Annotated in this window: 26 protein-coding genes; 20 read left to right on the top strand and 6 right to left on the bottom strand. The window is 69.9% G+C overall.

Features of this window, described 5'->3' with window-relative positions; translation table 11 throughout:
* Positions 1 to 28: 28 nt before the first annotated feature.
* Both DL519_RS32550 and DL519_RS32555 read right to left on the bottom strand, forming a co-directional pair.
* Entirely contained in the window at positions 29 to 880 is an 852-nt protein-coding gene (locus DL519_RS32550; RefSeq protein ID WP_190820504.1) for a class I SAM-dependent methyltransferase, read from the bottom strand.
* Entirely contained in the window at positions 877 to 1,395 is a 519-nt protein-coding gene (locus DL519_RS32555) for a DUF2505 domain-containing protein (RefSeq protein ID WP_190820506.1), read from the bottom strand. The genes DL519_RS32550 and DL519_RS32555 overlap by 4 nt, the downstream gene beginning before the upstream one ends.
* Here DL519_RS32555 and DL519_RS32560 point away from each other — a divergent pair.
* Positions 1,382 to 2,557 (top strand): UDP-N-acetylmuramate dehydrogenase, encoded by a 1,176-nt coding sequence (locus DL519_RS32560; RefSeq protein ID WP_397544998.1) that lies wholly within the window; start codon positions 1,382 to 1,384, stop codon positions 2,555 to 2,557. The genes DL519_RS32555 and DL519_RS32560 overlap by 14 nt on opposite strands.
* 89 nt (positions 2,558 to 2,646) lie before the next feature.
* Complete coding sequence (locus DL519_RS32565; protein ID WP_190820507.1) at positions 2,647 to 3,654, top strand: chymotrypsin family serine protease; 1,008 nt, start codon at positions 2,647 to 2,649, stop codon at positions 3,652 to 3,654.
* A gap of 233 nt (positions 3,655 to 3,887) precedes the next feature.
* On the opposite strand, the gene DL519_RS32570 is transcribed toward DL519_RS32565, so the two are convergent.
* A complete protein-coding gene (locus tag DL519_RS32570; protein WP_190820508.1) occupies positions 3,888 to 4,634 on the bottom strand; it encodes an SDR family NAD(P)-dependent oxidoreductase in 747 nt (248 codons plus the stop codon).
* A 250-nt stretch (positions 4,635 to 4,884) separates the two neighbouring features.
* On the opposite strand from DL519_RS32570, the gene DL519_RS32575 reads away from it, so the two are divergent.
* Positions 4,885 to 6,039 carry a L,D-transpeptidase gene (locus DL519_RS32575; RefSeq protein ID WP_190820509.1) on the top strand — a complete coding sequence of 385 codons (1,155 nt, stop codon included), beginning with the start codon at positions 4,885 to 4,887 and terminating at the stop codon, positions 6,037 to 6,039.
* 125 nt (positions 6,040 to 6,164) lie between these two features.
* On the opposite strand, the gene DL519_RS32580 is transcribed toward DL519_RS32575, so the two are convergent.
* A complete protein-coding gene (locus DL519_RS32580) occupies positions 6,165 to 6,422 on the bottom strand; it encodes an ArsR/SmtB family transcription factor (protein ID WP_223839849.1) in 258 nt (85 codons plus the stop codon).
* 314 nt (positions 6,423 to 6,736) lie between these two features.
* On the opposite strand from DL519_RS32580, the gene mshA reads away from it, so the two are divergent.
* From mshA to DL519_RS32640, 12 genes are all read left to right on the top strand, one after another.
* A complete protein-coding gene (gene mshA, locus DL519_RS32585; RefSeq protein ID WP_190820510.1) occupies positions 6,737 to 8,032 on the top strand; it encodes a D-inositol-3-phosphate glycosyltransferase in 1,296 nt (431 codons plus the stop codon).
* Entirely contained in the window at positions 8,029 to 8,541 is a 513-nt protein-coding gene (locus tag DL519_RS32590) for a type III secretion system chaperone family protein (protein ID WP_190820512.1), read from the top strand. Before mshA ends, DL519_RS32590 begins: the two co-directional genes overlap by 4 nt.
* 115 nt (positions 8,542 to 8,656) lie before the next feature.
* Positions 8,657 to 9,508 (top strand): DUF4349 domain-containing protein, encoded by an 852-nt coding sequence (locus tag DL519_RS32595; protein WP_190820514.1) that lies wholly within the window; start codon positions 8,657 to 8,659, stop codon positions 9,506 to 9,508.
* Positions 9,509 to 10,307: 799 nt separating this feature from the next.
* Positions 10,308 to 10,739 (top strand): OsmC family protein, encoded by a 432-nt coding sequence (locus DL519_RS32600; RefSeq protein WP_190820516.1) that lies wholly within the window; start codon positions 10,308 to 10,310, stop codon positions 10,737 to 10,739.
* A gap of 53 nt (positions 10,740 to 10,792) precedes the next feature.
* On the top strand, positions 10,793 to 11,536 hold the full coding sequence (locus tag DL519_RS32605; RefSeq protein ID WP_190820518.1) for a phosphoglyceromutase: 744 nt from the start codon (positions 10,793 to 10,795) through the stop codon (positions 11,534 to 11,536).
* A gap of 259 nt (positions 11,537 to 11,795) precedes the next feature.
* Positions 11,796 to 13,040 carry a sensor histidine kinase gene (locus DL519_RS32610; protein ID WP_223839850.1) on the top strand — a complete coding sequence of 415 codons (1,245 nt, stop codon included), beginning with the start codon at positions 11,796 to 11,798 and terminating at the stop codon, positions 13,038 to 13,040.
* A complete protein-coding gene (locus DL519_RS32615) occupies positions 13,037 to 13,717 on the top strand; it encodes a response regulator transcription factor (RefSeq protein ID WP_168585612.1) in 681 nt (226 codons plus the stop codon). The genes DL519_RS32610 and DL519_RS32615 overlap by 4 nt, the downstream gene beginning before the upstream one ends.
* Before the next feature lie 283 nt (positions 13,718 to 14,000).
* Positions 14,001 to 14,243: a DUF418 domain-containing protein gene (locus tag DL519_RS32620; protein WP_263399834.1), complete on the top strand. Its 243-nt coding sequence runs from the start codon at positions 14,001 to 14,003 to the stop codon at positions 14,241 to 14,243.
* Between the two features lie 116 nt (positions 14,244 to 14,359).
* On the top strand, positions 14,360 to 15,394 hold the full coding sequence (locus DL519_RS32625; RefSeq protein WP_190820520.1) for a Ppx/GppA phosphatase family protein: 1,035 nt from the start codon (positions 14,360 to 14,362) through the stop codon (positions 15,392 to 15,394).
* A complete protein-coding gene (locus tag DL519_RS32630) occupies positions 15,391 to 16,587 on the top strand; it encodes a hypothetical protein (protein WP_190820522.1) in 1,197 nt (398 codons plus the stop codon). The genes DL519_RS32625 and DL519_RS32630 overlap by 4 nt, the downstream gene beginning before the upstream one ends.
* Before the next feature lie 49 nt (positions 16,588 to 16,636).
* Positions 16,637 to 17,494, top strand: a complete 858-nt coding sequence (locus DL519_RS32635) for a sugar phosphate isomerase/epimerase family protein (protein ID WP_190820524.1) — start codon at positions 16,637 to 16,639, stop codon at positions 17,492 to 17,494.
* Between the two features lie 207 nt (positions 17,495 to 17,701).
* Complete coding sequence (locus DL519_RS32640; protein WP_190820526.1) at positions 17,702 to 18,490, top strand: acyl-CoA thioesterase; 789 nt, start codon at positions 17,702 to 17,704, stop codon at positions 18,488 to 18,490.
* Between the two features lie 119 nt (positions 18,491 to 18,609).
* Here DL519_RS32640 and DL519_RS32645 read toward each other — a convergent pair whose 3' ends face one another.
* Together DL519_RS32645 and DL519_RS32650 are read right to left on the bottom strand one after the other, a co-directional pair.
* Positions 18,610 to 19,443: a transposase family protein gene (locus DL519_RS32645; protein ID WP_190818447.1), complete on the bottom strand. Its 834-nt coding sequence runs from the start codon at positions 19,441 to 19,443 to the stop codon at positions 18,610 to 18,612.
* Between the two features lie 426 nt (positions 19,444 to 19,869).
* Complete coding sequence (locus DL519_RS32650; protein WP_190820528.1) at positions 19,870 to 21,498, bottom strand: long-chain fatty acid--CoA ligase; 1,629 nt, start codon at positions 21,496 to 21,498, stop codon at positions 19,870 to 19,872.
* 173 nt (positions 21,499 to 21,671) lie between these two features.
* Between DL519_RS32650 and proC the strand changes: the two genes are divergently transcribed.
* The 5 genes from proC (at position 21,672) to DL519_RS32675 (ending at position 25,606) form a co-directional block, all read left to right on the top strand.
* Entirely contained in the window at positions 21,672 to 22,493 is an 822-nt protein-coding gene (gene proC / locus DL519_RS32655) for a pyrroline-5-carboxylate reductase (protein WP_190820530.1), read from the top strand.
* A 336-nt stretch (positions 22,494 to 22,829) separates the two neighbouring features.
* Positions 22,830 to 23,054, top strand: a complete 225-nt coding sequence (locus DL519_RS32660; protein WP_029535864.1) for a helix-turn-helix domain-containing protein — start codon at positions 22,830 to 22,832, stop codon at positions 23,052 to 23,054.
* A 261-nt stretch (positions 23,055 to 23,315) separates the two neighbouring features.
* Positions 23,316 to 23,417 carry a 30S ribosomal protein bS22 gene (locus DL519_RS32665; RefSeq protein WP_010241351.1) on the top strand — a complete coding sequence of 34 codons (102 nt, stop codon included), beginning with the start codon at positions 23,316 to 23,318 and terminating at the stop codon, positions 23,415 to 23,417.
* A 166-nt stretch (positions 23,418 to 23,583) separates the two neighbouring features.
* On the top strand, positions 23,584 to 24,618 hold the full coding sequence (locus tag DL519_RS32670; RefSeq protein WP_190820532.1) for an NAD-dependent epimerase/dehydratase family protein: 1,035 nt from the start codon (positions 23,584 to 23,586) through the stop codon (positions 24,616 to 24,618).
* A gap of 64 nt (positions 24,619 to 24,682) precedes the next feature.
* Positions 24,683 to 25,606, top strand: a complete 924-nt coding sequence (locus DL519_RS32675) for a lysophospholipid acyltransferase family protein (RefSeq protein ID WP_190820534.1) — start codon at positions 24,683 to 24,685, stop codon at positions 25,604 to 25,606.
* Positions 25,607 to 25,841: the final 235 nt, after the last annotated feature.

A 25,841-nucleotide genomic window follows, 5' to 3' on the forward strand; every position in this document is an offset into this window, starting at 1 on the left:
AGCTCCGAGCGTGATCGGACGAGAATTTTCAGGGCGCGATCGCGGCCCAGTTGACGGTGAGCTCCCCCAACCGCCACCGCCGCCGCCGGTCCAGCACCGGCCAGCCCAGCTCCGCGAACAACTGCGCGGCGTGCGCCCACCGGGCGCGCGGCCCGAACGGGGCCATCGGGGCCGCCTTCGCCCAGCACACGTCGAGCTCGCCCAGCATCGCGTGCACCTTCTCGCCCGGCACGTTGCGGTGGATCAAGGTCTTGGGCAGCCGCTCGGCGAGGTCCGAAGGCCGTTCGATGTCGGCTGGCCGGCAGGCGAGCGTCAGGGTCCGCGGCCCGCCCCGGTCCAACGTCACCCAGCAGCAGCGCCGCCCGATCTCGTCGCAGGTGCCCTCCACCAGAAACCCGTCCGGCGCGAGCCGGGAGCACAGCTCGTCCCACGCCTTCCACGCCTCGGGCTCGGTGTACTGGCGCAGCACGTTCAGCGCCCGCACCAGCGCGGGTCCGGGGAAGTCGCGCACCCCGGCGGCCAGCCCGGCCAGCTCGAACCCGCCGCGGCGGAACTCCAGCGCGGGCGGATCAACGACGAGCTTGCCGGCCGCGACCCGGTCCGGGTCGATCTCCAGCCCCACCACCCGCACGTCCGGGCGCAGCGGCCTGAGCCGGGCCGCCAGCTCCACGGTGGTCACCGGGGTGGCGCCGTAGCCGAGGTCGATGACGACCGGCTCGGCGGCGTCGCGCAGCGCGCGAGCGACCCATGGGGTGCCGGCGATCCACCGGTCGATGCGCCGCAGCCGGTTCGGGTTGGTGGTGCCCCGGGTGGGCATGCCCAAGGCCCGGGCCCGACCGGCCGCGAGCCGGGGCGCCCGCTTCTTCGGGGCCGAATTCATCCCCGGCGGGCCAGCCAATCCGTGGTGAAGTTCTCCTCGTCGGACAGCAACTTCTGCACCTGGTCGACGATCAGGTCCTCCAGCTTGCCGCCCAGGAACGGCACGTTGACCCGGACGCTGCCGGACACAACGAACTCGCTGACCGCAGACCCGGCCGGTTCGGCCAGGTCGCGCAGCCACATCGAGCCGGTGATCGAGCAGGGCGCCCCGGCGATCTCGGCGGCGATCTCGCCGGTGTAGTGCCCTTCTTCCTCCCGCCGCCACGACTCGCTGCGGTCGATCTTCAGATCGTCGCCGACGACGGTGCGGGCCACCGACGGCAACGCGTCGGCGTGCACCCCCTGGCGCACCTGGAACCGGGCGCCGTCCTCGGTGGTGACGTGCTGGAGCAGCGCCGCGTTCGAGCCGCCGATCTCCGCCAGCCGGTCGGTAAGGTAATCGATGTCGATCAGCGCCTCGTACACCCGGGCGGCGGGCCACTCGGAGGTGCTCCGGTGCTCGATGCGGCGTGCCATGCAGCGGAGGTTACCGTTGGCAACCGTGAACCCCTCCACGTCCGGTGCCGAAGAAGTGCGTGACGACACTCTGTTGTCGGGCGCGCACGCCGGTGAACGCGGTGGTGACCTGCCGCTGGCCGACTACACCACGCTGCGGCTGGGCGGCCCGGCGAGGGAACTGGTGATCGCCCGCCGCCCCGAAGAGCTGACCGCCGCGGTGCGGGCCGCCGATTCGGCCGGGCAGCGGCTGCTGGTGCTCGGTGGAGGTTCGAACGTCGTGGTGGCGGACGAGGGTTTCGCCGGGCACGCGGTGCGGATCGCGACCAAGGGACGCCAGTACGACAGCGTCGGCGACGGGCTGGTGCAGCTCACCGCGGAGGCCGGCGAGGACTGGGACGAGGTCGTGGCTGACACGGTCCGCCAGGGACTGGCCGGGCTCGAATGCCTGTCCGGCATCCCCGGCCTGACCGGGGCGACGCCGGTGCAGAACGTCGGCGCCTACGGCGTCGAGGTCTCCGAGCTGCTGGTCTCGGCCGACCTGCTGGACCGCAGCACTGGACGCGTGCGCACGGTCCCGGCCAGCGAGCTCGGGCTGACCTACCGGAACAGCGTGCTCAAGCACAGCGACGCCGCGGTCGTGCTGCGCGCGCGGTTCCTGCTGCGCGACGGCGGCCGGTCGGCCCCGATCCGCTACGCCGAGCTCGCACGTGCGCTCGACGCTGAACCCGGCTGGCAGGTCGACGTGGCCAGCGCCCGCGAAGCGGTCCTGGCGCTGCGGCGCGGCAAGGGCATGGTGCTCGACCCGGCCGACCACGACACCTGGAGCGCCGGCTCGTTCTTCACGAACCCGATCGTCGGCGCCGACGAGCTGCCCGAGGTGCTAGCCCGCATCGTCGCCAAGGTCGGTCCCGGCCAGCGGATCCCGCAGTACCCGGGGGACGACGGCCGGACCAAGCTGTCCGCGGCGTGGTTGATCGAGCGGGCTGGGTTCGCCAAGGGGCATCCGGGCCCCGTCGGTCGGGTGAGGTTGTCCACCAAGCACACCCTCGCACTGACCAACCGCGGCGCCGCGACGACCCGCGACCTGCTACTTCTTGCGCGTGAAGTTCGGGACGGAGTACGCGTGGCCTTCGGCGTTTCGCTGGCACCCGAGCCTGTGTTGGTGGACTGTTCGCTGTAGCAGCCGAAGAGCCGAAAGGCCGTAAGAGTGACTCTTCGTGACTGATGCGTAACCCTGAGTGTTAAATGGTGTAGGTGGAGGGGGCCACCATGCTGAGCATCAGGGAGCTTAGAGACCGGGCGGTCATACGCCCGATCAAGCGGGCGGTCGAGGACCAGCTCCTGGACCTGCCCGGGGTGACTGCCGTGGACATCGGTGTGCAGCACCGCGCGGGAGAGCCCACCGGTCAGCAGGTCATCGTGGTGTCGGTGATCCGCAAGATTCCGCGCGAGCAGCTGGGCGCGGGCACCTGCGTCCCGAGTGACATCTTCGGCATCCCGACGGACGTCATCGAGGAGCAGCCGGTCCTGCAGCACATCCACTGCGCCCGTGACAAGCCGCTGGCGTCGTGCCAGCCGCGCAGCGAGCGCGCCGGGGTGGTGCGTGGCGGCAGCGGGATCGTGCCGTGCCGCGCCGTCCACCTGTCGCCGCCCGCGGTGCCGAACGCCGGCGAGTACCGCCGGATCGGCACGCTCGGGGCGATCGTCACCGGCACCTCGCCGACGGTGGTGCCGATGGGGCTGACCACCTTCGACGTGGGTTGTCTGGACGACGCCTGGGCGGTGGGCGACCGGATGGTCGACCCGGAGGGCGGCCGGATGCACACCGAGCTGGCGCGGGCGGCGCTGTCCGGCCGGGTCGACGCGGCCGCGGTCGCCATCGCGCCCGGTTCGGAGACGTCGTGCGTGGTCGACGGCATTGGGCCGGTCACCGGGCACGCCACGGCCTACCCGGGCGAGCGGGTCCGCAAGAACGGCTTCGGCACCGGCGTGACGGTCGGCATCATCACCTCGGTCGATGCGACCGTGCGACTTGACCACGGCGAAGCCCTGGGCGTCCGGGTGCTGCGGGAGCAGATCCGCATCACCGCCGCGGACCTGCGGTTCTGCGGTCCGGGGGACGCCGGGGCAGCGGTGATCGATCCGGGCGGGCGGATCATCGGCCTGCACGTGGCGGGCAGCCGGGGCGGCGCGTTCGGTTTCGCCAGCCCGATCGCCGACGTGCTGGCGGAGCTCGACGTGGAACTCTGCACCGAATACCAACGCATCCGCGTCTGAGACCGAACGGGTGTAGGGCACCTTCGACCGGCCAAGTCGGGCGGATTCGACGGATCTCGAAACCCATCACATCCCCGAAGTCCGGGTGTTGCGACAACCCCTAGAACCGAAGGCCGGTCATCCATGAAGGTGCCCTTCAGCCGTAATCAGACCGTCCCCCGGCCGATCGGGTCCGCAATTTCAATGGAAATCGGACCTTCGATTTCCATTGAAATTGCGGACGGTCTGGTGGGTCACTCGTGGCGGTGCATTCGGGTCGCCGAGTGCTGGTCGCGGGGCTTGACCTCGATGTAGTCCAGGTTGACGTGCGATGGGCGGGTCACCACGAAGGTGATGATGTCCGCGATGTCGCCGCTGGTCAGGGGCGTGATGCCCTGGTAGACCGCCGCCGCGCGCTCCTTGTCGCCGCCGAAGCGCACCTCGGAGAACTCCGTCTCCACCGCACCCGGCGCGACCTCGGTGAACCGCACCGGCTCGCCCAGGTGCTCGCCGCGGAGCGTGCGGTGCAGCGCACCCTGAGCGTGCTTGGCCGAGGTGTAGCCCGCGCCGTTGTCGTAGACCTGCGAGGCGGCCACCGAGGTCACCGTCACCACGTGCCCGTCGCCGGAGGCGATCAGCTTGGGCAGCAGCGCCTTGGTGACCCGCAGCGTGCCGAGCACGTTGGTCTCCCACATCCAGCGCCAGTCGTCCTCGTCGGCGGCGGCGATCTTGGCCAGGCCCTTCGCGCCGCCGGCGTTGTTGATCAGTACGTGGCATTCCGGAACCTGCGCGACGAACGCCGCCACCGAGTCCGGGTCGGTGATGTCCAGTGGCAGCGCGGTGCCGCCGATCTCCTCGGCCAGCTCGGTCAGCCGGTCGAGCCGCCGGGCGCCCAGCACCACGCGGAAACCGGCGGCGGCGAGTTGGCGCGCGGTAGCCGCGCCGATGCCGGAGCTCGCCCCGGTGACCACGGCCCAGCGACCTGCAGAGTTTGTGCTCACGTCTTCTTCCTCCCGGGAAACGGCCGATTGCCCGCTCCCATCCGACCACGTCCGGCCGGCGCACGTGGACGGCGGTTCGGCGGGGGCTCTCGTTCGCCCCACGATGTGACACGACACACTGGAGGATCAGGACATCTTTTCCGCCCCTCGAGCGTCTCTGGGTACGAGGGATCATTTTTCGCCGACCGTCCTTGCGTTCGGGGCAAAGGGACGGTCGTGCGGCAATTTCAGAAGGGATCGGGGTCAGAAGGTGAGTGGTTCCAAGCTGCGGTCGCTGTGGGCTGCGCTGGCGGGGGCTTTGGCTGCACTGCTGCTGATTTCGGGCTGCGGTTCGCCCGCGCCGCAGGATCAGGAACCCGCGGACCCGGTAGCCAAGGTGACCTTCGAACCGGGCGCCGGTGCGGGCGAGGTCAACCCGACGGCGCCGATCAAGGTCACCGTGGACCGCGGCAAGTTCGACTCCATCGCGCTGACCAACGCCGACGGCAAGCAGGTCGCCGGCGAGCTGTCCAAGGACGGCAGGACCTGGCAGGCCACCGAGTCGCTCGGCTACGGCAAGAGCTACTCCTGGTCGGGCCAGGCCATCGGCGAGGACGGCCAGCAGGTGCCGGTGCAGGGCGAGTTCAGCACGCTGCAGCCGAAGAAGACGATCCGCGCCACGATCAACCCGACGGACAACGCCGAGGTCGGCATCGCGATGCCGATCAGCGTGAAGTTCGACGAGCCGGTCAAGGACAAGGCGGCGATCCAGCGCGCGCTGACCGTGCAGACCTCGGTGCCGGTGGAGGGCTCCTGGGCGTGGCTGTCGGACCGGCAGGTCGACTGGCGGCCGAAGGAGTACTGGCCGGCGCACACCCACGTCAGCGTGAACGCCAAGCTCTACGGCCAGTCCTACGGCGACGACGCGTACGGGCTGGCGGACCTGAGCACCGACTTCGACATCGGCCGGTCGCAGATCGTGAAGGCCGCCGTGGGCACCCACCGGCTGGTCGTGATCCGGAACGGCCAGCAGGTGGCCAACTACGCGGCGAGCTACGGCGAGGAGTACGACCCGGGCCGGAACACCCCCAACGGCATCTTCATGGTCATGCAGAAGAACCCGGTGGAGATCATGGACAACCCCCGGTACGGTTACCACGACGTGCGCAAGACCTGGGCGGCTCGGTTCTCGAACCACGGCGAGTTCATCCACGAGAACCAGGAGAACGCGGCCGCGCTCGGCAAGGTCAACAACTCGCACGGCTGCATCAACCTCAGTGCGGCGGATGCGAAGGCGTACTACGACAGCGCGCTGATCGGCGACCCGATCGAGGTGACGGGTTCGGCCAGTTCGATGCCGCCGCAGTTCGACGTCTACGACTGGCTCCTCAGCTGGGACCAGTGGACCAAGAAGTCGGCACTCTGACGCGAGGTTTCAGCAGGTGGGTGCCCGTGAGCGTTTGTGGGTGCGATAGCCCCCAGAAACGCTCACGGGCCGGAACGGCAGCGGCGGTGGTCATTGCGACCACCGCCGCTTTCGCTTGCCTGGGGTCAGTCCTCGGGCTCTGCGTCGAGGACCGCTTTGAGCAAGCCCGGGAACTTGGCGTCGAGGCCGCCACAGCGGAGGGTCAGGAAGATCTCGCGGTCCGCCGGGCGCTGGTAGATCACGCCGCTCTCGCGGAGGACCCGCCAGTGGATCGTGGTCGACTTCGAAACCGGGGACGGCAACGCGCCGCAGGAGCGCTTCCCACCGTGCGCGAGCACGCGGACGATCGACAGCCGCACCGGGTACCCGAGCTCTGTGAGCACCTCCCGCCGATGGCCTGCGTACAGCGGTCGCCGTGTCCGCGGTGATCGAGGTCGGCGGAGTGCTCCTGGCGATGCGTTCTGGCCGGTCGACGGCGGTGTGAGTAGCGCCACCCGGGGCCGTCGGACCTCCGGTTCGGCGACCCCAGGGCGGTAGCGTCGAACGTCGGCCCGGACGGGGTCGTGAGCGGTGTGACCACCACCGCCCGCGAATGCCATGGTTTCGGCACCGTGGCGGGAATGTTTCCGCCACGGCCGGTGTCGGGGTTGACGTGCGTCCGAAAACTTCGGGCCGACCGGCTTGCGATGGGCAGCAGATGACCTCCAGAACGTTACGCATGCGGCCGCGCCGCGCCGCCGTCTTCTCGTTGCACACCTCCCCGCTGGAGCAGCCGGGCACCGGCGACGCCGGGGGCATGAACGTCTACATCGCGCAGACCGCCAAGCGGCTGGCCGATGCGGGTACCGAGGTCGAAATCTTCACCAGGGCGACCTCCTCAGACATCCCGCCGATCGCGGAGCTGGCCCCCGGCGTCCTGGTCCGGAACGTGGTCGCCGGCCCGTTCGAAGGGCTCGACAAGAACGACCTGCCGTCGCAGCTGTGCGCCTTCGCCGCCGGTGCGCTGCGGGTGGAAGCCCGCCACGAACCCGGCTACTACGACATCGTGCACTCGCACTACTGGCTGTCCGGGCAGGTCGGCTGGCTGGCTCGGGAGCGCTGGGGCGTCCCGCTGGTGCACACCGCGCACACTCTCGCCAAGGTCAAGAACGCCAACCTCGCTGCGGGCGACAGCCCTGAGCCGCGGGTCCGGGTGCTCGGCGAGGAGCAGGTGGTCGCCGAGGCGGACGTGCTGGTGGCGAACACCGAGTTCGAGGCAGCCGACCTGATCACCCGCTACGGCGCCGATCCGGACGAGGTCGTGACGATCCCGCCCGGCGTCGACCTCGAATGCTTCACCCCCGGCGACCGCCAGGCCGTCCGAGCCGGGCTGGACCTGCCGCCGGACGCCGTGGTGCTCGCCTTCGTCGGCCGCATCCAGCCGCTGAAGGCCCCGGACGTGCTGCTGCGGGCCACGGCGGAACTGCTCGCGCGGCACCCGGAGATCCGCGACCGCCTGGTGGTGCTGGTGGTCGGCGGGCCGTCCGGCAGCGGGCTGGAGCGCCCTCGGGCGCTGCAGGAGCTCGCGGTGCAGCTGGGCATCACCGACGTGGTGCGGTTCCTCCCGCCACGCAACGGTGTCGCGCTGGCCGACGTGTACCGGGCGGCCGACGTCGTGGCGGTGCCGAGCCACAACGAGTCCTTCGGGATGGTCGCGCTGGAGGCGCAGGCCTGCGGCACGCCGGTGGTGGCGGCCGCCGTCGGCGGCCTGCCGGTCGCGGTAGACGACGGGGTTTCCGGGCTGCTGGTGGACGGGCACGGCACCGGGCAGTGGGCGGACGCCCTCGGCTCGCTGGTGCTGGCGCCGCAGCTCCGCGCCCGGCTGGCGGCGAACGCCCCCGCGCACGCCGCGCGGTTCGCGTGGGAACGCACCACGGAGTCGCTGCTCGACACCTACGCGCAGGCGAAGATGGCCTTCCACGCGCAGTTGCGCATCCGGGAGGTGACGGCGTGAGCGTCGACGGGATAATCAAGTCCACATTGGACGACAGCGGGCTGGAGTACGCCCCGAAGGGTGCGGGGCGGTTCTTCGTGACCTTGCCCGGCAGCAAGAAGCTGCAGACCAACTGCTGGCTCATCGTCGCCGAGCACGCCCTGGTCGTCGAGGCGTTCGTGTGCAGGCAGCCGGACGACGCGCACGAGGACGTGTACCGGTTCCTGCTTCGCCGCAACGCCCGGCTCTACGGCGTGCACTACACGATCGACGGCAACGGCGACATCTACCTGGTGGGCCGGATCGGCCTGCACGCGGTGACCTCCGACGAGCTCGACAGGGTGCTCGGCCAGGTCTTGGAGGCCGCCGACGGAGACTTCAACACCCTGCTGGAGCTCGGCTTCGCCACCGCCATCCGGCGCGAGTGGGGCTGGCGCGAGTCGCGCGGCGAGTCTCTGGCGAACCTCCAGCCGTTCCGGCATCTGGTGGAACGCGACGGCCCGGTCCAGCCCCTCCACGACCGGCCGTAGGGCCAGGCATCACCGCTGATCCGCATGAGCTGACCGGCTTCGTCGCCATCGGTGCAACCGGAAGATCGCTCTCCGCCGTCTCCGCCGTGTTCACAACGACGCGGAGGAGAACGGAATGGGCAAGCGGCGATTATGCGGGCGGGTCGTGGCGGTGGTCGCGCTCGGCCTGCTGAGTGGATGTTCCTCGGGGGCGGGGGATTCGGCGCTCTCAGCCGGAGATTCGCGCGCCGTGGCGCCTGCCGCCCCGCAGGAGCGCAGCGCCTCGGGTAACGCCGACGCGACGTCCGACGACACGCGGAGCAAGGCGATCGGCCAGCGCGAGGTGATCCGCACTGCGGAGCTGGACCTCGAGGTCGACGACGTCGAGCGGGTCGGCGCCGAGGTGCGGCTGCGCAGCGAAGGTGTGGGCGGCTACCTGCAGCAGGAGGACGCCTACCGGTCGGGCACGACGATGACGTTGCGGGTTCCGGCGGAGCGGCTGGACCAGGTGCTGGGCGAGCTGTCCGGACTGGGGCGGGTCACGGCGCGCAGCCAGCAGACCCAGGACGTCACCGACCAGCTCGTCGACACCCGGAGCCGGATCGATTCGCAGCGCACGAGCGTGCAGCGGCTGCGCGTGCTGATGGACCGCGCGGCGACGGTCGACGAGATCGTGTCGATCGAGAGCGAGCTGACCTCGCGGGAAACCGAACTGGACTCCCTCGAACGGCGCGCGGCGGCCCTTTCCGGCCAGGTCGAGCTGGCCACGGTCACGGTGCGGCTGGAGCGCCCGAACGCGGTCGCCGCCGACGACACGGGCTTCCTGGCGGGACTCTTCGGTGGCTGGCGGACCTTGTCGTCGATCGGAGCGTTCCTGCTGACGGCCTTCGGAGCGATCCTGCCGTTCGCCGCCGTGCTCGCGGTACCGGGAACGGCGGCCTGGCTCCTGCGCCGCCGCCGAAAGGCCCTCCGCAGGCCCAGCATCTGACCAGAGCCGGTGTTCCCGCAGGTCAGGTCCCGTGCGCGTTTCTCGGTGCGATAGCCCCAAAAACCACTCACGGGTCCTGGCCAACACCCGAACCAGAGCCGTGCCGACCGCAGCCGGAGCCGCCTTGGTAGTCGTCGCAAGCGCCGAAGGCGCTTAGCCCACGCACGCAACTTGCACCGCCGCGGGTTCTCAGACTGCGCCCACCCGTTGGAGCTCTTGGCGAGGACAACCCCGAAGCCTCGTATTGGGCATACGTAAATCGGGGATCCCGCAGTCCAGGCGGCGTCTGAGGTTCCGCCACCCGCACCGCTACGCAAGACGCGTCTGGAAAACCGAAAAGAGGGACCGCGCGGGGCGGCTCGGGAGAGAGGGGGAGTCACGAGCACGAGCCGCCCCGCGTGGGGGTCCCGCTGCGGGCCGGTGGGCGGGGGGCACCCTGGGCCCGGCGGGGCGCGGCTCTTTGGGGGATGTGAGCCGCGCGGATGCTCTCGCGAGATCGGGGAGTGCGTGGGAGCCGATCAAGGAGAGCGTTGTCAACTTCGCAGAGTCCGGCAGCGGCCACAAGGCCGCCGCATTCCTCCATTAGTGTGAATTTTTCAGCGAAAAGTAACGCATAGGAGTCGATAAGCCTTCGTTTCGTGAACGTGGGTGATTGTCGCCACTTTCGTGTCACGGACCTGCGGTGATCACATAACTGTCGGGTGAAGCGCACAACGAAAAATGCGGGTCGCTGCGCGCTGCGGGAGGGTGTACGCGGCGGAGGGGAGCGGCCTCCGCGCACCCGATGAGGAGCGGCGAGATGACCGATCGCAACGCCACCACGCAGTGGACCGGAGACCTCAAGAACGGTTCCGGCACCGTCACTCTCGACTCGTCCAACGTCGGCGAGTTCCCGGTCACCTGGGCGTCCCGCGCCGAGGACCCCGACGGGCGCACCAGCCCTGAGGAACTGATCGCTGCGGCCCACTCGGCCTGCTACTCGATGCAGCTGTCCGGTCTGCTCACCGCGGCGGGCACTCCGCCGGAGCGGATCGACACCAGCGCCGAGGTCGGCTTCGGTCCGCGCGGCGAAGGCTTCGCCATCACCGGGATCGCGCTCACCGTGCGGGCGAAGGTACCGAGCATCGATGCGGATGTGTTCCACCAGACGGCCCTGAAGGCCAAGGAGATCTGCCCGGTCTCGGCGGCCCTCACCGGGATCACGATCACCCTCGACGCCGTCCTGGACTGAGGCGGCCGCCACGCAGGACAAGTCTGGAAACAGGGCTTATATAGCCTGGGGTTATGACTGCGACCCTGGTGCTGCTGCGGCACGGTGAGAGCACGTGGAACGCCGAGAACCTGTTCACCGGCTGGGTGGACGTCCCGCTGTCGGAGAAGGGCGAGACCGAGGCCAAGCGCGGCGGTGTGCTGCTGCGCGAGAGCGGGGTGCTGCCGGACGTGCTGCACACCTCGCTGCTGCGGCGAGCCATCTCGACGGCGAACATCGCCCTCGACGTCGCGGACCGGCACTGGATCCCGGTCCGCCGCGACTGGCGGCTCAACGAGCGCCACTACGGCGCGCTGCAGGGCAAGAACAAGAAGCAGACCCTGGAGACCTACGGCGAGGAGCAGTTCATGCTCTGGCGCCGCTCCTACGACACGCCGCCGCCGGAGATCGAGCTCGGCAGCGAGTTCGGCCAGGACGCCGACCCGCGCTACGCCGACCTCGGCGCCGGCCTCCCGCGCACCGAGTGCCTGAAGGATGTGGTGGCCCGGCTGCTGCCGTACTGGGAGTCGGCGATCGTGCCGGACCTGCGGGCCGGCCGGACGGTGCTGGTCGCCGCGCACGGCAACTCGCTGCGCGCCCTGGTCAAGCACCTGGACGGCATCTCCGACAGCGACATCGCGGGCCTGAACATCCCGACCGGCATCCCGCTGCGCTACGACCTCGACACCGAGTTGAAGCCCATCAACCCGGGCGGCACCTACCTCGACCCGGAGGCCGCCGCCACCGCCGCGGCAGCCGTCGCCAACCAGGGCCGCTGACCCGAGCGGTTCTGCGATGAGCACCCGCGATCGATCAACCGGATCGCGGGTGCCCTTCTTTCCGCACCTAGATGGGTGATGGGTGGCGAGAATTCGCCGGGGTGGCGAACGGAGCGCGACGGTCGACCGGGCGGTACGTGAACTGGCTCCCAGCAGGGGGTGAAGCAGAGGTGAAGAAGCCCCCTTTTCGTGTCGCGGGTATCACTGAACGCCCTCGTAGACTGGCCTTTCCCCACCCCGGCTTGCTTACGATGCTGACGTGACCGCATTGGGCTGTACCGCCCTGATCATCGGCGCGCTCGTACTGGGCGCGGTCGGCGGCTTCGTCGCAGCTCGGGAATCCCGGCGTCGCGCCAGGCCCGCAGGCCCGACCGTCGCCGAACTGCTCCAGCGGCTGGTTCACACCAGCGACAGCGGGGTGGTCGTGCTCAACAAGTTCGGCGACGTCGTGCTGCACAACCCGCGGGCCGACGAACTCGGCCTCATCCGCGACCACCAGGCCGACCCCCGTGCCCGCAAGGCTGCCGAACGGGCCCTGCTGGCCGGTGAGTCGGTGCCCGTCGACCTTTCCCCGCTCAACCGAGCAGGCACCGCGCTGCGCGGTCGCGGTCCGGCCGCGGTGCTCGGCGAGGTGCGCCCGCTCGGCGACGGCTTCGCCGTCGTCGACGCCGCCGACGAGTCCGATTCGGTGCGCCTGGAGGCCACCCGCCGCGACTTCGTCGCGAACGTCAGTCACGAGCTGAAGACCCCGGTCGGGGCGCTCGCGCTGCTCGCCGAGGCGGTGCTGGACGCCGCCGACGACGCCGGCGAGGTGCGGCGGTTCTCCACCAAGATCCTGCACGAGTCGACCCGGCTCGGGACGCTGGTCTCCGAGCTGATCGCGCTGTCCCGGCTGCAGGGCGCCGAGCGGCTGCCGGAGCTGACCACGGTCGACGTCGACGCCGTGGTCGAGGAGGCGCTGGGCCGTTGCCGGCTGGCCGCCGAGTCGGCCGGGATCGAGATCGCCGTCGACGAGCCCACCGGCTACCTGCTGGACGGTGATCGGACCCTGCTGGTGACCGCGCTGAGCAACCTGATCAACAACGCGGCGTCGTACTCGCCGCCGGGCAGCCCGGTGTCGATCAGCCGTCGGCTGTCCGGCGACTTCGTGGAGATCGCGGTCACCGACCGGGGCATCGGGATCGAACCCGAGTACCACGAGCGGGTGTTCGAGCGGTTCTTCCGGGTGGATCCGGCGAGGTCCCGCGCCACCGGTGGCACCGGGCTGGGCCTAGCCATCGTTAAGCACGTCGCCGCGAACCACGGCGGCGAGGTCAAGCTGTGGAGTCGCACCGGTACCGGCTCCACCTTCACACTTCGCGTGCCCAGGCACGGCACGACCGACGGCCAGCCGGCCACAGCAGAGCCGGTGACATCAGCGGACCGCGCGGCGGGCAGTGCCGCCCGCTCCGGGACTGAAAGTGCGGACGGGGTCACAACCGTCGAAACGGGAGGAGTCCGGTGACCAGGGTGCTGATCGTGGAGGACGAGGAGTCCTTCGCCGACCCGCTTGCTTTCCTGCTGCGCAAGGAGGGCTTCACGGCGGCAGTCGCCGCGAACGGGCCGGAGGCGTTGGACGAGTTCGACCGCAACGGCGCGGACATCGTGCTGCTCGACCTGATGCTGCCCGGTATGAGCGGCACCGATGTGTGCAAGCAGCTCCGCCAGCGCTCGTCGGTGCCGGTGATCATGGTGACTGCCCGGGACAGCGAGATCGACAAGGTCGTGGGCCTGGAGCTCGGCGCTGACGACTACGTCACGAAGCCGTACTCGGCGCGGGAGCTGATCGCGCGGGTGCGCGCGGTGCTGCGCCGCCGCGGTGAGGCGGAGGAGCTGCAGCCGCAGGTGCTGGCGGCTGGGCCGGTGCGGATGGACGTGGAGCGCCACGTGGTGACCGTCGACGGTGTCGACGTCAACCTCCCTCTCAAGGAGTTCGACCTGCTGGAGTACCTGCTGCGCAACGTCGGCCGGGTGCTGACCCGCGGGCAGCTCATCGACCGGGTGTGGGGCGCGGACTACGTCGGCGACACCAAGACGCTGGACGTGCACGTCAAGCGGCTGCGCTCGAAGGTCGAGCCCGATCCGGCGGACCCGCGCTACCTGATCACGGTCCGCGGCCTCGGCTACAAGTTCGAGGGATAGCCGAGCCGACAGCGGCGAGGATCGCGCAGTCGGAACGAGCCCCCAGGGACGACCCTGGGGGCTCTTCTGCGCTTCGAGGTGCTGGTCAGGCAGCTTCTGCGCGCGCCGACTCCGGTACCGCCGGACGTTCGGCCGAGTGTGGAACGCCGATGATCAACCGATCGGCCGATGTCGGCGAGCTGATCGGCCAATGTGTGGATTCGGGCGGAATGGGCAATCTTGATGCCGTGAACCAACCGATCTCGAACGCCACCGCAAGCGTTCCGCACCCGACTCGAGCCGGCTGTGGCTGGCCCGCTTCCGGTACGGCCCGCTGGAGTGGGTCTGGCGCTGCGCGACCTGGTGGAGCATCGTCCCGCTCCGCCGAGCAGCGGTCGGTCAGTATCGGTTGCGGTCCGGGCGGTGGCCAGTCCCGAAGATGAAGATCGATTGGCTTCCGCGCCGACCGGAGTTCCGCCGCCGGACGACGTGCACGCAGAGTGACAGAAGGGTTCGACACTTCGAGGAGGTGAGGTTGGCCGCGTGACGTGACGCACTACTGCCGTGGTCGGCCAGGTCTGCGGCGTGCGCGGGGACGTCGAGTGGGCCGTTTGTTGCCCACCTCGCCCCCGGGCCATGTGCGCAGCCGGTAATTTGTCGGGCATGCGCCTAGGGGTGCTCGACGTCGGATCCAACACGGTCCACCTGCTGGTGGTGGACGCGCATCGTGGTGCCCATCCGACCCCGATGACATCGGAGAAGACTGTGCTGCGCCTGGCCGAGCGGATCGGTTCGCACGGCGGTCGGCTCGCGGAGGAGGACGCTGCGGAGCTCATCCGCACCGTCGCCGACGCGCAGGAGGCGGCGGTAGCGGCCGGTTGCGAGGAGCTGATGGCGTTCGCGACGTCGGCGATCCGCGATGCGGACAACGCCGCCGAGGTGCTGGCTCGGGTGCGCGCCGAGACCGGCATCGAGCTTGAGGTGCTGCCCGGCGAGGACGAGGCCCGGTTCACGTTCCTGGCGGCCCGCCGGTGGTACGGCTGGTCGGCGGGCAACCTGCTGATGCTCGACATCGGCGGCGGTTCGCTGGAGATGGCGGTCGGCATCGACGAGCAGCCCGACCTCGCGGTGTCGCTCCCGCTGGGGGCCGGTCGGCTGGCCCGCACGATGCTGCACGACCCGCCGAAGCAGGACGAGGTGAAGAAGCTGCGCGAATGGCTGCAGGGGCAACTGGCGCCCACTGCGAAGCGGTTCCGCAAACTGGGGCGCCCGGACCGCGCGGTGGCCAGCTCCAAGACGTTCCGGTCGCTGGCCAGGCTGACCGGCGCGGCGCCGGCTTCCGCGGGACCGCGGATGCCGCGGACCCTCACCGAGACCGGCCTGCGGCAGCTGCTGGCGTTCATCACCCGGATGTCGTCCTCCGATCTGGCCGCGCTCGATGGGGTGAGCGGCGCGCGGGCGCACCAGCTGGTGGGCGGCGCGCTGGTGGCTGAGGCCGCCATGCGGGCGCTGGAGCTGAAGGAGCTGGACATCTGCCCCTGGGCGTTGCGGGAGGGTGTGATCCTGCGGCGACTGGACCACACCAATGGAGACGGTCACACTGCCATTCAGGCCCGCGAAACTCTCGGGCTCGCGGAGGCGGGGTCCGCGAACGGAACTGGACGCCAGACGCAGCACGGGGCACGGTGGGAGCGATGAGTCGGGACAGCGGGGCCGATCAGCCCACCCAGCGCACCGTTGCGGAGTTGCTGGCCGAATACGGCGGCAGCTCGCAGAAGAGTTCCCGGCGTCGGCGTCGGCGCGCCGAGGACCCGACCGAAACCGCGCCGCAGGCGATCATCGACCGTGTGCTGTCGGACAGCGGTCAGCTGCGCGCCGTGCCGCCGGACGGCGAGCCGCCGCAGCGCCGCAGCCACCGTCCAGGCGCGCCGAACACGCCGGGTCCGCAACCTCCAGCACCGCAACCTCCAGCACCGCAACCTCCAGCACCGCAACCTCCGGCCGCTCAGCCGCCGACCGCTCAGCCTCCGACCGCTCAGCCGCCGACCGCACAAGCACCACAATCGGCGCCGCCTGCTGCGCCACCCGCTCCGGAGCCCGCGCCCGCCGAACCGGCAGCCGCGCAGGAGCCCTCCGGCGCGAGCTACTGGGCACAGCGGTTCGCCGGCGCGGGCAAGGGCAAGGGCAAGACACCGAACCCGCCGACCCCCGCGGCCCCGCCGGAAGGCGACGCCGAGGCGACGATCCAGCAGCCCGCCCTGCGACGCCCGGCACCGCAGCAGGAAGTGCCGCCTGCGGCACAGCCGCCTGCTCCGCCTGCGGCTGTGCCGCCTGCGGCTCCGCCGAAGCCCACCCCGCCGGAGGGCGTCACGGAGCAGCTGCCGCGGGTTCCGGTCCCGGCCGAGCCCGACGCGGAAGGCACGGCTGTGCTGGCCTACCCGCAGCCGCAGCAGGCCCAAGCGCAGCCGCAGCAGGAGGACCAGCAGGCCGAGCCGGAGGACCCGTACGACTTCGATTCCTACGACGAGCCCGAGGCCGAGTTCGTCGAGGACGAGGACTACGACCCTGAGCTGCCCGCCGGCCTCGACGCGGACGACTACAGCGAGGAAGAGGAAGAGCCCGCCTCCGCGGGCAAGGTGTGGGGCACGCTGGTCCTGCAGGGCGTCGCGGGCCTGGTCGGCGGCGGGCTGGTCTGGGTCGGCTTCCGCTGGTTGTGGGGTACGAACGCGCTGGCCGCGCTGGGCGCGGCGCTGGTGATCACCGGTCTGCTGGTGTTCACCGCGTGGAAGTTCCTGCGCACCAACGATCTGCAGACGATCCTGCTGGCGGTGCTGGTCGGCTTGTTCTGCACGGTGTCCCCAGCGGCGCTGCTGCTGTTCAGCCACTCGTGAGCCACCAGCGCGCCACCACCCACCCACCGTTGGTCATGCTTGGCAGGCGATGACAGTGCAACCGCCACCGCGCGAGGACGTTCCCGGCCGGATCCCGGTCGGGTTGTCCACCGCGTCGGTGTGGCCGCAGCCGGCGAGGGCGGCGTTCGAGATGGCCGCGGACCTCGGCTTCGACGGTGTCGAGGTGATGGTCTGGGCGGACGCGGTCAGCCAGGACGTCTCGGCGCTGCATCGGCTTTCCGAGCGGCACGGCGTGCCGATCCTGGCGATCCACGCGCCGTGCCTGCTGATCACGCAGCGGGTTTGGTCGCCGGAGCCGGAGGAGCGGTTGCGGCGGGCCGTGGTGGTGGCCAGCGAACTGGGCGCGTCGACGGTCGTCGTGCACCCGCCGTTCCGCTGGCAGAAGCGCTACGCCGAGCGGTTCGGCGAGCTGGTCGCGGAGTTGGAGGAGACCAGCGGGATCGCGGTCGCGGTGGAGAACATGTTCCCGCTCCGTCCGCCGAGCACCTTGAACCGGCTGCGCGGCGGCAAAAGCAGCGGGTTGTCGGCGTTCACGCCTTCGCCGGACCCGACGGAGGTCGGCTACCGCAACTACACGCTCGACCTGTCGCACGCCGCCGCCGCGCACGTGGACGCCATCGAGCTGCTGAAGCGGATGAAGGACGGCCTGGCGCACGTGCACCTGGCGGACGGGACCGGAGCGCCGCGGGACGAGCACCTGGTGCCGGGGCAGGGCAACCAGCCGTGCGCGGAGGTGTGCGAGGCGCTGGCCGCCGACGGGTACAGCGGCGCGGTCGTCCTGGAGATCAACACCCGCAAGGCGCGGAATCCCCAGCAGCGCGCGGCGTTGCTGTCCGAGGCCCTGCTGTTCGCCCGGCTCCACCTGGAGCCGCTCCACGCGACCTGAGGTCTCAAGGCCCGTGAGCGCTTTTCGGCGCGGTAGCATCCGAAAGTGCTCACGGTCGTCGGATTCCCGTTCCGCGCGCACGCTTTCCGGTGATCGGACCGGCTAACCGATGCCTAGTGATCAACTTCTTCGAAGGTCACTAGAATCGGTGACCATGAACCCGTTGCGCGCATCGGCTGCCGAGCGCTTCCGTCCGCTGGACCGCACGTGACCGAGGTCCTGGATCCCTTCGCGGCGGCCACTTCGGTGCGCCCGCTCGGCGACGGCACCTTCGTCGCCAGCCTGCATCCGGAGTGGGCCGTCGGAGAACGCCCGCACGGCGGTTACCTGCTCGCGCTGCTGGCCCGCGCCCTCGGCGACACGACCGGGCTGGCGCCGTTGTCGGTCAGCGCGCAGTTCCTGCGCCCGCCCCGGGTCGGCCCGGTGCTGGTCCGGACCGAGGTGCTCAAGGTGGGCAAGACGGTGACGTCGGCCCGCGCGCTGCTGGAGCAGAGCGGCCAGGTCTGCGTGGACGCCACGGCCACCCTCGGCAAGGTGCCCGAGACGGAGCCGGAGTGGTCGGATCTGCCGGACATGCCGGTGAATCCGCCGTCGACCGCGGTCGACCTCGCTGCGACGGAGGCCCGGAAGTTCTTCGCGCTTTCGCGGGTCTGCGACATGCGGCTGGACGCGAACACCGCGGACTTTCTCAACGGCGGCACCGGCGAGCCGCGGCTGCGGCTGTGGGTCAAGCCCCGCGAGGCGCAGCCGGACCTGCTTTTCGGGCTGGTCGCCGGGGACCTGACGGTGCCGGTGACGCTCAACCTCGGCCGGTTCGGCTGGGCGCCGACGGTGCAGCTCACCGCCCTGCTGCGGGCGCACCCGGCGAACGGCTGGCTGCGGCTGCTGGTGGACTGCCGCGCGGTGCACGGCCAGTGGTTCGACGAGGACATCACGGTGGTCGACTCGGTGGGCCGCCTGATCTGCCAGGCCCGCCAACTCGCCATCGCCCCCTGATCCCCGCAATTTCATTGGGGTTTTTTCATCCTGTTTGTTCTGGTGGTGGGGGGTTGACGGGGTGGGGTGGGGTGTGTGTGGGCTGGTCAGGGGCGATGATCATTTTTGATGATCGTTTGTCAGCGGGTGATTTCGAGGTTGGTCAGCACCAGCAGGGCCCGTAGTAGGCGGGTGGCGTTGGCTGCGTGCATGCGTAGGCGGGTGAGGATGCGCCAGTTTTTGAGGTCGGCGAAGCCGTGTTCGCAGGTGGCGCGTTCGCGGGCAACGAGTTGGTTGGCTTGTTTCTGGGCGTCGGTGAGCGGGTGGGCGCGGGCGGCGCGGCGGCCGATGATGATCACGGGTTCGTCGGGGTCGTCTTCCAGTCCGGTGAATCCGAGGTCGCACATCGCGCCGAGTTCGGCGTCCCGGAGTGCGGTGGTGATGTTGTTGTGGCGGGCGGTGGTGACTTCCGAGGCCCGCCCTGGTTTGGCCGCAGAGAACCACAACAGGTTGCCTTTGTGGTCGGTGAGGGCGAGAAACAGCAGGCCGTGGGCTTTGTGTTTGCCGCTGTAGTTGCGCCGGTTGTTCTTGCCGGTGCGGCGCTGGGTGCGCACCAGGGTGCCATCCAGCAGCACGACCTCACCCCCGCCGCGGGCCACTTTGCTCAGGACGCGGTCCAGGCGCGGGGCACGGGCGGCCAGCAGGTCGATGACCTCCAGCACCCAGCGGCGGATCGTCGAGGCCGACACCCTGTTGCCGCCGGCGATGTCCAGCAGCCGCTGGTCGTGACGCAGCACCGCGAGCACGATGATCGCCTGCGTACCAGGGGTCACCTTGCGCCAGCGAGAGCGGATTTTCCTGCAGTGCGTGGTGATCAGCGAGGCGAGGTAGTCGATCGTGGCCCTCGACACGGGAAGTTGGGCTTGGTACACAATGGGTTCGGTGCCCTCGGCGGGGCTGGATTGGGTTTTCACACACTCCCCAACCCCGCCGGGGGCACTCTCGTTGCAGCCAACCGGCCATGATCATCGTCACATCTTCTCCGCGACCACGGCCACCGTCAGATGATCTTGATAAATGATCATGGCCCTGGCCAGCCCGCCCACACCACGCCACCCACGACCACACCCTCTGACCAGCCAAGATCAGGATGAAAAAAGCCCAATGGAAATCAGACATTCGATTTCAATGGAACTTGCGGACCTCCGGCGTGTCGGGCGACGACACGCCGGAGGCTGTGGACAACTCCCGCAATTTCAATGGAAATCGGACCTCTGATTTCCATTGAGCTGGTCATACACGACTCCGGCATCCCGGAGAGAAGGCCGCTGAGGTTCCGCCACTCGCACCGCAACGCAAGAAGCGGTTGGAAAACGCTCAATTGAAATTGCGGGGCGGGTTCAGGTGAGGTGGGTGACGTCGAGCCGGCCGTCGGCGTGCTGCTTGCGGAGGCGCTTCTTGTCGAACTTGCCGACACTCGTCTTCGGCGCCTCCGGGATGAACGTCCAGTACTCCGGCAGCTGCCACCGCGCGACCTCGCCGGCGAGGAAGTCGCGCAGCTCGGCCGCGTCGACCTGGTGGCCGTCGCGCAGCACCACGGCCACCAGCGGTCGCTCCGACCACTTCTCGTCCGGCACGCCGATGACCACCGCCTCGGCAACCGCCGGGTGGCCCATCATCTTGTTCTCCAGATCGACCGACGAGATCCACTCGCCGCCGGACTTGATCACATCCTTGGCCCTGTCGGTCAGCTGCAGGAACCCGTCGGGCGTGATGTACCCGACGTCGCCGGTGCGCAGCCAGCCGTCGCGGAACTTCTCCGGGTCGTCGTCGCCGTAGTACGCCCCGGCGATCCAGGGCCCGCGAACCTCCAGCTCACCGACGCTCTCGCCGTCGCGCGGCAGCACCACACCGTCGTCGCCGACCAGCCGGCCTTGCACCCCGGTCGGCAGCCGCCCCTGGCTTGCGCGGTAGGTCCAGCGGTGTTCCTCGGTGGCGTCCACCGGCGGTCGGGCCACGCTGCCCAGCGGCGACGTCTCGGTCATGCCCCACGCGTGCAGCACGACGATGTCGTACTTCTCATGGAACGCCTTCATCAGCGACGGCGGGCACGCCGCCCCGCCGATCACGACCTCTCGCAGGGAGGACACGTCGTGCGGGTCGGACTCCAGGTGCTGCAGCACGCCCTGCCAGATCGTCGGCACGGCTGCGGCCATCGTCGGGCGCTCCGCGGCGATCATCTTCAGCAGCGGGTCCGGCTGCAAGAACCGGTCCGGCATGATCATCGTTGCGCCGACCATGAACGCCGCATACGGCAGACCCCACGACATCGCGTGGAACATCGGCACGACGGCAAGCGACCGGTCCGACTGCGCGAGGGCCATGCCGTCGGTCATGCACACCTGCATCGAGTGCAGGTAGATCGACCGGTGCGAGTAGACGACGCCCTTCGGGTTGGCGGTGGTGCCGGAGGTGTAGCACATGGCGGCTGCCGAGCGTTCATCGAGCTCCGGCCAGTCGAACTCGTCCGGCTGCCCGGCCAGCAGCTCCTCGTAACCGTGCACCGCCACCCCGGCCGGTGCCTCCAGCGCAGCCTTGTCGCCGCCCACGACGATCACGTGCCGCACCGTCTTCAGCTCCGGCAGCAGCTTCTGGAACAGCGGCAGCAGCGTCGAGTCGACGAGCACGACGTGATCCTCGGCGTGGTTCGCGACGTAGATCAGCTGCTCGGGGAACAGCCGGATGTTCAGGGTGTGCAGCACCGCGCCCATGGCCGGCACCGCGAAGTACGCCTCCAGGTGTTCGGCGTTGTTCCACATGAACGTGCCGACCCGCTGGTCGCCGGTGACACCGAGGCCGCGCAGCGCGTGCGCCAGCCGCGCGGTCCGGCGGCCGACCTCCGCGTAGCTGCTGCGTCGCGCCCCGTCGCCGGTCCAGGTCACGACCTCGGCGGACGCGCCGTGCGGTCCGCTGCCCTGCTGGAGGATCCGCGCGATCGAGAGGGGGCCGTCCTGCATCGTGCTGAACATGATCAGAGCTCCTTCAGGCTGGTCACTCAGGCGCGAAAGATCGCTCGGCTGCGGCGGGCGCTCTGGTGGCAGACACAATAGCGGCTGAAAACGACTTTTCGGCAGGGCTCGTCGCGCAGCGTGCACTGGCGGTTCGTGCCGCATGCGCTGCGTGGTCTGGCACCCTGAGCGGCATGACGACGATCGCCGTACTCGGAGCCGGAAAGATCGGTGAGTCCCTGCTGTCGGGGCTGCTGAAGGCGGGGCGCGACCCATCGGACCTGCTGTTCACCGAGCGGTTCCCGACGCGTGCCGCGGAGCTGACCAAGACCTACGGCATCACGCACACCGACGTGGCCGATGCGGTGCAGAGCGCGGACGTCATCGTCGTCGCCGTCAAGCCGCAGGACATCGAGCCGCTGCTGAACGAGATGGCGCCCAACCTGCCCAGCGGCAAGCTCGTGGTGTCGCTGTGCGCGGGCCTGCCGACGAAGCTGTTCGAGCGCCGGCTGCCCGAAGGCACCGCGGTGGTCCGGGTCATGCCGAACACCCCGATGCTGGTCGGCGAGGCGATGAGCGCGATCTCCGGCGGCGCGCACGCCTCGGACACGGACTTGGCGCTGGTCGAGGAGCTGCTCGGCAGCGTCGGCGTGGTCGTGCGGGTGCCGGAGAGCCAGCAGGACGCGGTGACCGCGCTGTCCGGCTCGGGCCCGGCGTACTTCTTCTACCTGGTCGAGGCCATGATCGACGCGGGCATCCTGCTGGGCATCCCGCGGGCCACCGCCGCGGACCTGATCGTCCAGTCCGCGGTCGGGGCGGCGGCGATGCTCCGCGAGGGCGGCGGCCACCCGGTGATGCTGCGCGAGGCGGTCACCTCGCCGGCGGGTACGACCATCGCGGGCATCCGCGAGCTGGAGAAGCACGGCGTGCGCGCGGCGCTCATCGACGCCATCGAGGCGGCTCGCGACCGCTCCGTCGAGCTCGGCAAGGCCCACGAGGACGACGAACCCGCCTGAGCGGCAGAAACCTTCTCGGAACTCGTCTTGCGCGGCGGTGCGGGTGGCGGAACCTCGGACGCTGCCCGGTCTGCAATGCGCGGCTTCGGGGACTGCCCTCGCCAAGAGCCCCCGACGGGCACGGTCTGAGAGCCCGCTTGTGGGGGTGGGCCCAGGCGCCTGGCCCCGCTTCAACTGCAGGTCGTCGGAGATGGTGCGAACTACTCAGGAGCAAGGGGGACGTTCGACCATCGCAGGTGTCCCGCGTGTCCCGCTACTCTCGATAGAGCACGTGCGTGAGATTTCCGTCGGAGGGGAAGCCGACGGCGCGACACGTGCCGAAGGGCACGGTGAAGCATGTCTGCGAACTCCGAACCCAGCCAACAGGCGCCGCCGAGCATGGGTCAGGTGCGGTTCCTCACCGTCGCGGAAGTCGCCAAGTTGATGCGGGTGTCGAAGATGACGGTCTATCGGCTCGTGCACGCCGGCGAACTCCCCGCCGCACGGGTCGGGCGATCGTTCCGCGTCGCGGAGAAGGACGTACACGCGTACCTGGAGAGCGCCTACTACAACGCCGGCTGAGACTGCCCGGCTGAGCTGAATGCCCAGGTCATCGGCCGCGGGCCCGTTGGCTTGCCGACGTGGCCCGAGCGTCGCGGGCCCGAACCGAGGCGCCGCGCGGCGGCGGGTGGAAGGAGCCCGCAGGCGTTTCGAGGACCACGGCGGAAGGGCCGAAGACCTGGGCAGGTAAAGTTTTGGGTTGGTCGTGCCAGGTGTGCGCGCTCATGCGGCTGCACCGGTGCGGGAGACGTTCGAACTGCCGTCAAGAGTGAAGGAGTCCGCATGGGCTCGGTCATCAAGAAGCGCCGCAAGCGCATGTCCAAGAAGAAGCACCGCAAGCTGCTCCGCAAGACGCGCGTCCAGCGTCGCAAGTTGGGCAAGTGACCTGAGCACCGCCGTCGACCGCTGGGTCGGCGGCGGTTGTGTTTTCGCGCCCGGTTCGAGCCGGATGCGCAACCGACCCGGTCCCGTAACTCCGAATGCCGGGTGACCGGCGCAGTCGGCGGTAGCATCGCAGTCGGCGGCCGTGCCGGAGAAGGCTGGGAGACAGATGGGCCCGAATGTCGTGCTGGTGACAGGGGTCAGCCGTTTCCTGGGCGGATATCTCGCCGCGCGGCTGGCGGCCGACCCGGCAGTGGAGCGCGTTCTCGGCGTGGACACCGTGCAGCCCGGTCGCGATCTGCTGCGCCGGATGGGCCGCACCGAGTTCGTCCGCGCCGACATCCGCAACCCGCTGATCGGCAAGGTGATCGCGAACGGCAAGGTCGACACCGTGGTGCACGCGGCGGTCAACTCCCCTTCCGGGCCCGGTGGGCGGGCCACGGTGAAGGAGATGAACGTCATCGGCACCATGCAGCTGCTGGCCGCCTGCCAGCAGTCGCCGTTGGTGCGCAAGGTGGTGGTCCGGTCGACCTGCGCGGTCTACGGGTCGAGCTCGCGGGACCCGGCGGTGTTCACCGAGGACATCGAGCCGAAGGACCTGCCGTCGTCCGGGTACGCCAAGGACGCGGTGGAGATCGAGGACTACGTGCGCGGCTTCGGCCGGCGGCGGCCCGACGCGGACATCACGACGCTGCGGTTCAGTAACCTGATCGGCCCGCGCATAGACGCGAGCCTGACCCGCTACTTCGCGCTGCCGGTGGTGCCGACCGTGCTCGGCTTCGACGCGCGGCTGCAGATGGTGCACTCCGAGGATGCGTTGGCGGTGCTCGAGCGGGCGACGATGGCGGATCGACCCGGCGTGTTCAACGTGGCCGGTGAGGGCGTTCTGATGCTTTCGCAGGCGATCCGGCGCGCCGGTCGCATCGCGATGCCGTTGCCGAGCACCGCCGTGTCGCCGCTGGCCGGGTTCTTCCGCAACGCCCGGCTGGTTGACTTCTCACCGGAGCAGTTGCGGTACCTCAACTTCGGCCGGGTACTGGACACCACGAAGCTCCGCGAGGAGTTCGGGTTCATCCCGCGCTGGACCACCCAGCAGGCCTTCGACGACTTCGTTCGTGGCCGGAGCCTGCGGCCGGTGATCGACCCGGAGAACATCATGGCGCTGGAGCGCAGCGTCGGAGACCTGTTGGCGAGGCATCGGTGACGGAGGCAGCATGAGCGGCAGTCGTGCGTTCTGCGCTTGTGCCCGGCCGGGTGTGGGGGCGTGAATGGCGGATGCGCAGGTGATCCCGCTGCGTGCGGCGGACCGGGAGCGGCTCGATGCGTCCGAGCCGTCGGTGCCGGTCGAGCCCGGGTGGGAAGACGCCGTCATAGACGTGCTGGCGTTCGCCCGGCGGCGGTTGCTCGGTGACTACAAGGTCGACGAGTTCGGCTTCGACCAGGAGTTGACCGACGAGGTGTTCCTCCGCTTCCTGCGGCCCTTCTACGAGAAGTGGTTCCGTGTTGAGGTGATCGGCGGCCACCACGTGCCCGCCGAACGCGGCGCGCTGGTGGTGGCCAACCACTCCGGCACGCTGCCGTGGGACGCGTTGATGACCACCGTCGCGCTGCACGACCACCTCCCGGCGACCCGGCACCTGCGGATGCTCGGCGCCGACGTGGTGTTCCGGATGCCGATGCTCGGCGCGCTGGCCCGCAAGGCCGGCCACACGCTGGCCTGCAACCCGGATGCGGAGCGGCTGCTGACCAACGGCGAACTGGTCGGGGTGTGGCCGGAGGGCTTCAAAGGGATCGGGAAGCCGTTCAAGGACCGGTACAAGCTGCAGCGCTTCGGGCGCGGCGGGTTCGTCTCGGCGGCGCTGCGCACCGGGGCGCCGATCGTGCCCTGCTCGATCGTGGGCGCGGAGGAGATCTACCCGAAGCTGGCGGACATCAAGCCGCTGGCGCGGTTGCTGGGGGTGCCGTACTTCCCGGTCACGCCGCTGTTCCCACACTTCGGCCTGCTGGGGGCGGTGCCGTTGCCGTCGAAGTGGTACATCGAGTTCGGCGAGCCGATCGAGACCTCGTCGTACCCGGCGGGCGCGGCGGACGACCCGATGCTGGTGTTCAGCCTCAGCGACCAGGTCCGGGAGATCATCCAGCAAACCCTGTACCGCCTCCTCGCCCAGCGAACCAACGTCTTCTTGGGCTGACACCAGTTTCCATTGAAACTGTGCTCCCGCTTCGTCGGGTGGGTTGGGTGGTGTGCCAGTTTCAATTGAAACTGTGCTCCACCGAGGCGGTGCGTCGCGGGGGGATTGTAAGGTGGGGGCCGGGTCGGTGCCGCGTTGCGGCGGGGGGCCGTCCGGGGGTCTATTTGTGCTGGTAAACGTACTTCTCCCCGGGCGCTCGAACGCGGAAATCCGGGCAGCGACCAGACATAACGGA

Origin of the sequence: Saccharopolyspora pogona, assembly GCF_014697215.1 — a bacterium.
GTDB lineage: Bacteria > Actinomycetota > Actinomycetes > Mycobacteriales > Pseudonocardiaceae > Saccharopolyspora > Saccharopolyspora hattusasensis.

What these genes read in the sequence shown, in the direction of transcription:
- mshA (WP_190820510.1), top strand. Translation starts at nt 6,737, where the DNA reads ATGACCTCCAGAACGTTACGCATGCGGCCGCGCCGCGCCGCCGTCTTC.
- DL519_RS32650 (WP_190820528.1), bottom strand. Translation starts at nt 21,498, where the DNA reads ATGTTCAGCACGATGCAGGACGGCCCCCTCTCGATCGCGCGGATCCTC.
- DL519_RS32565 (WP_190820507.1), top strand. Translation starts at nt 2,647, where the DNA reads ATGCTGAGCATCAGGGAGCTTAGAGACCGGGCGGTCATACGCCCGATC.
- DL519_RS32550 (WP_190820504.1), bottom strand. Translation starts at nt 880, where the DNA reads ATGAATTCGGCCCCGAAGAAGCGGGCGCCCCGGCTCGCGGCCGGTCGG.
- DL519_RS32665 (WP_010241351.1), top strand. Translation starts at nt 23,316, where the DNA reads ATGGGCTCGGTCATCAAGAAGCGCCGCAAGCGCATGTCCAAGAAGAAG.
- DL519_RS32595 (WP_190820514.1), top strand. Translation starts at nt 8,657, where the DNA reads ATGGGCAAGCGGCGATTATGCGGGCGGGTCGTGGCGGTGGTCGCGCTC.
- DL519_RS32555 (WP_190820506.1), bottom strand. Translation starts at nt 1,395, where the DNA reads ATGGCACGCCGCATCGAGCACCGGAGCACCTCCGAGTGGCCCGCCGCC.
- DL519_RS32635 (WP_190820524.1), top strand. Translation starts at nt 16,637, where the DNA reads ATGACAGTGCAACCGCCACCGCGCGAGGACGTTCCCGGCCGGATCCCG.
- proC (WP_190820530.1), top strand. Translation starts at nt 21,672, where the DNA reads ATGACGACGATCGCCGTACTCGGAGCCGGAAAGATCGGTGAGTCCCTG.
- DL519_RS32560 (WP_397544998.1), top strand. Translation starts at nt 1,382, where the DNA reads ATGCGGCGTGCCATGCAGCGGAGGTTACCGTTGGCAACCGTGAACCCC.
- DL519_RS32630 (WP_190820522.1), top strand. Translation starts at nt 15,391, where the DNA reads ATGAGTCGGGACAGCGGGGCCGATCAGCCCACCCAGCGCACCGTTGCG.
- DL519_RS32670 (WP_190820532.1), top strand. Translation starts at nt 23,584, where the DNA reads ATGGGCCCGAATGTCGTGCTGGTGACAGGGGTCAGCCGTTTCCTGGGC.
- DL519_RS32600 (WP_190820516.1), top strand. Translation starts at nt 10,308, where the DNA reads ATGACCGATCGCAACGCCACCACGCAGTGGACCGGAGACCTCAAGAAC.
- DL519_RS32660 (WP_029535864.1), top strand. Translation starts at nt 22,830, where the DNA reads ATGTCTGCGAACTCCGAACCCAGCCAACAGGCGCCGCCGAGCATGGGT.
- DL519_RS32625 (WP_190820520.1), top strand. Translation starts at nt 14,360, where the DNA reads ATGCGCCTAGGGGTGCTCGACGTCGGATCCAACACGGTCCACCTGCTG.
- DL519_RS32605 (WP_190820518.1), top strand. Translation starts at nt 10,793, where the DNA reads ATGACTGCGACCCTGGTGCTGCTGCGGCACGGTGAGAGCACGTGGAAC.
- DL519_RS32675 (WP_190820534.1), top strand. Translation starts at nt 24,683, where the DNA reads ATGGCGGATGCGCAGGTGATCCCGCTGCGTGCGGCGGACCGGGAGCGG.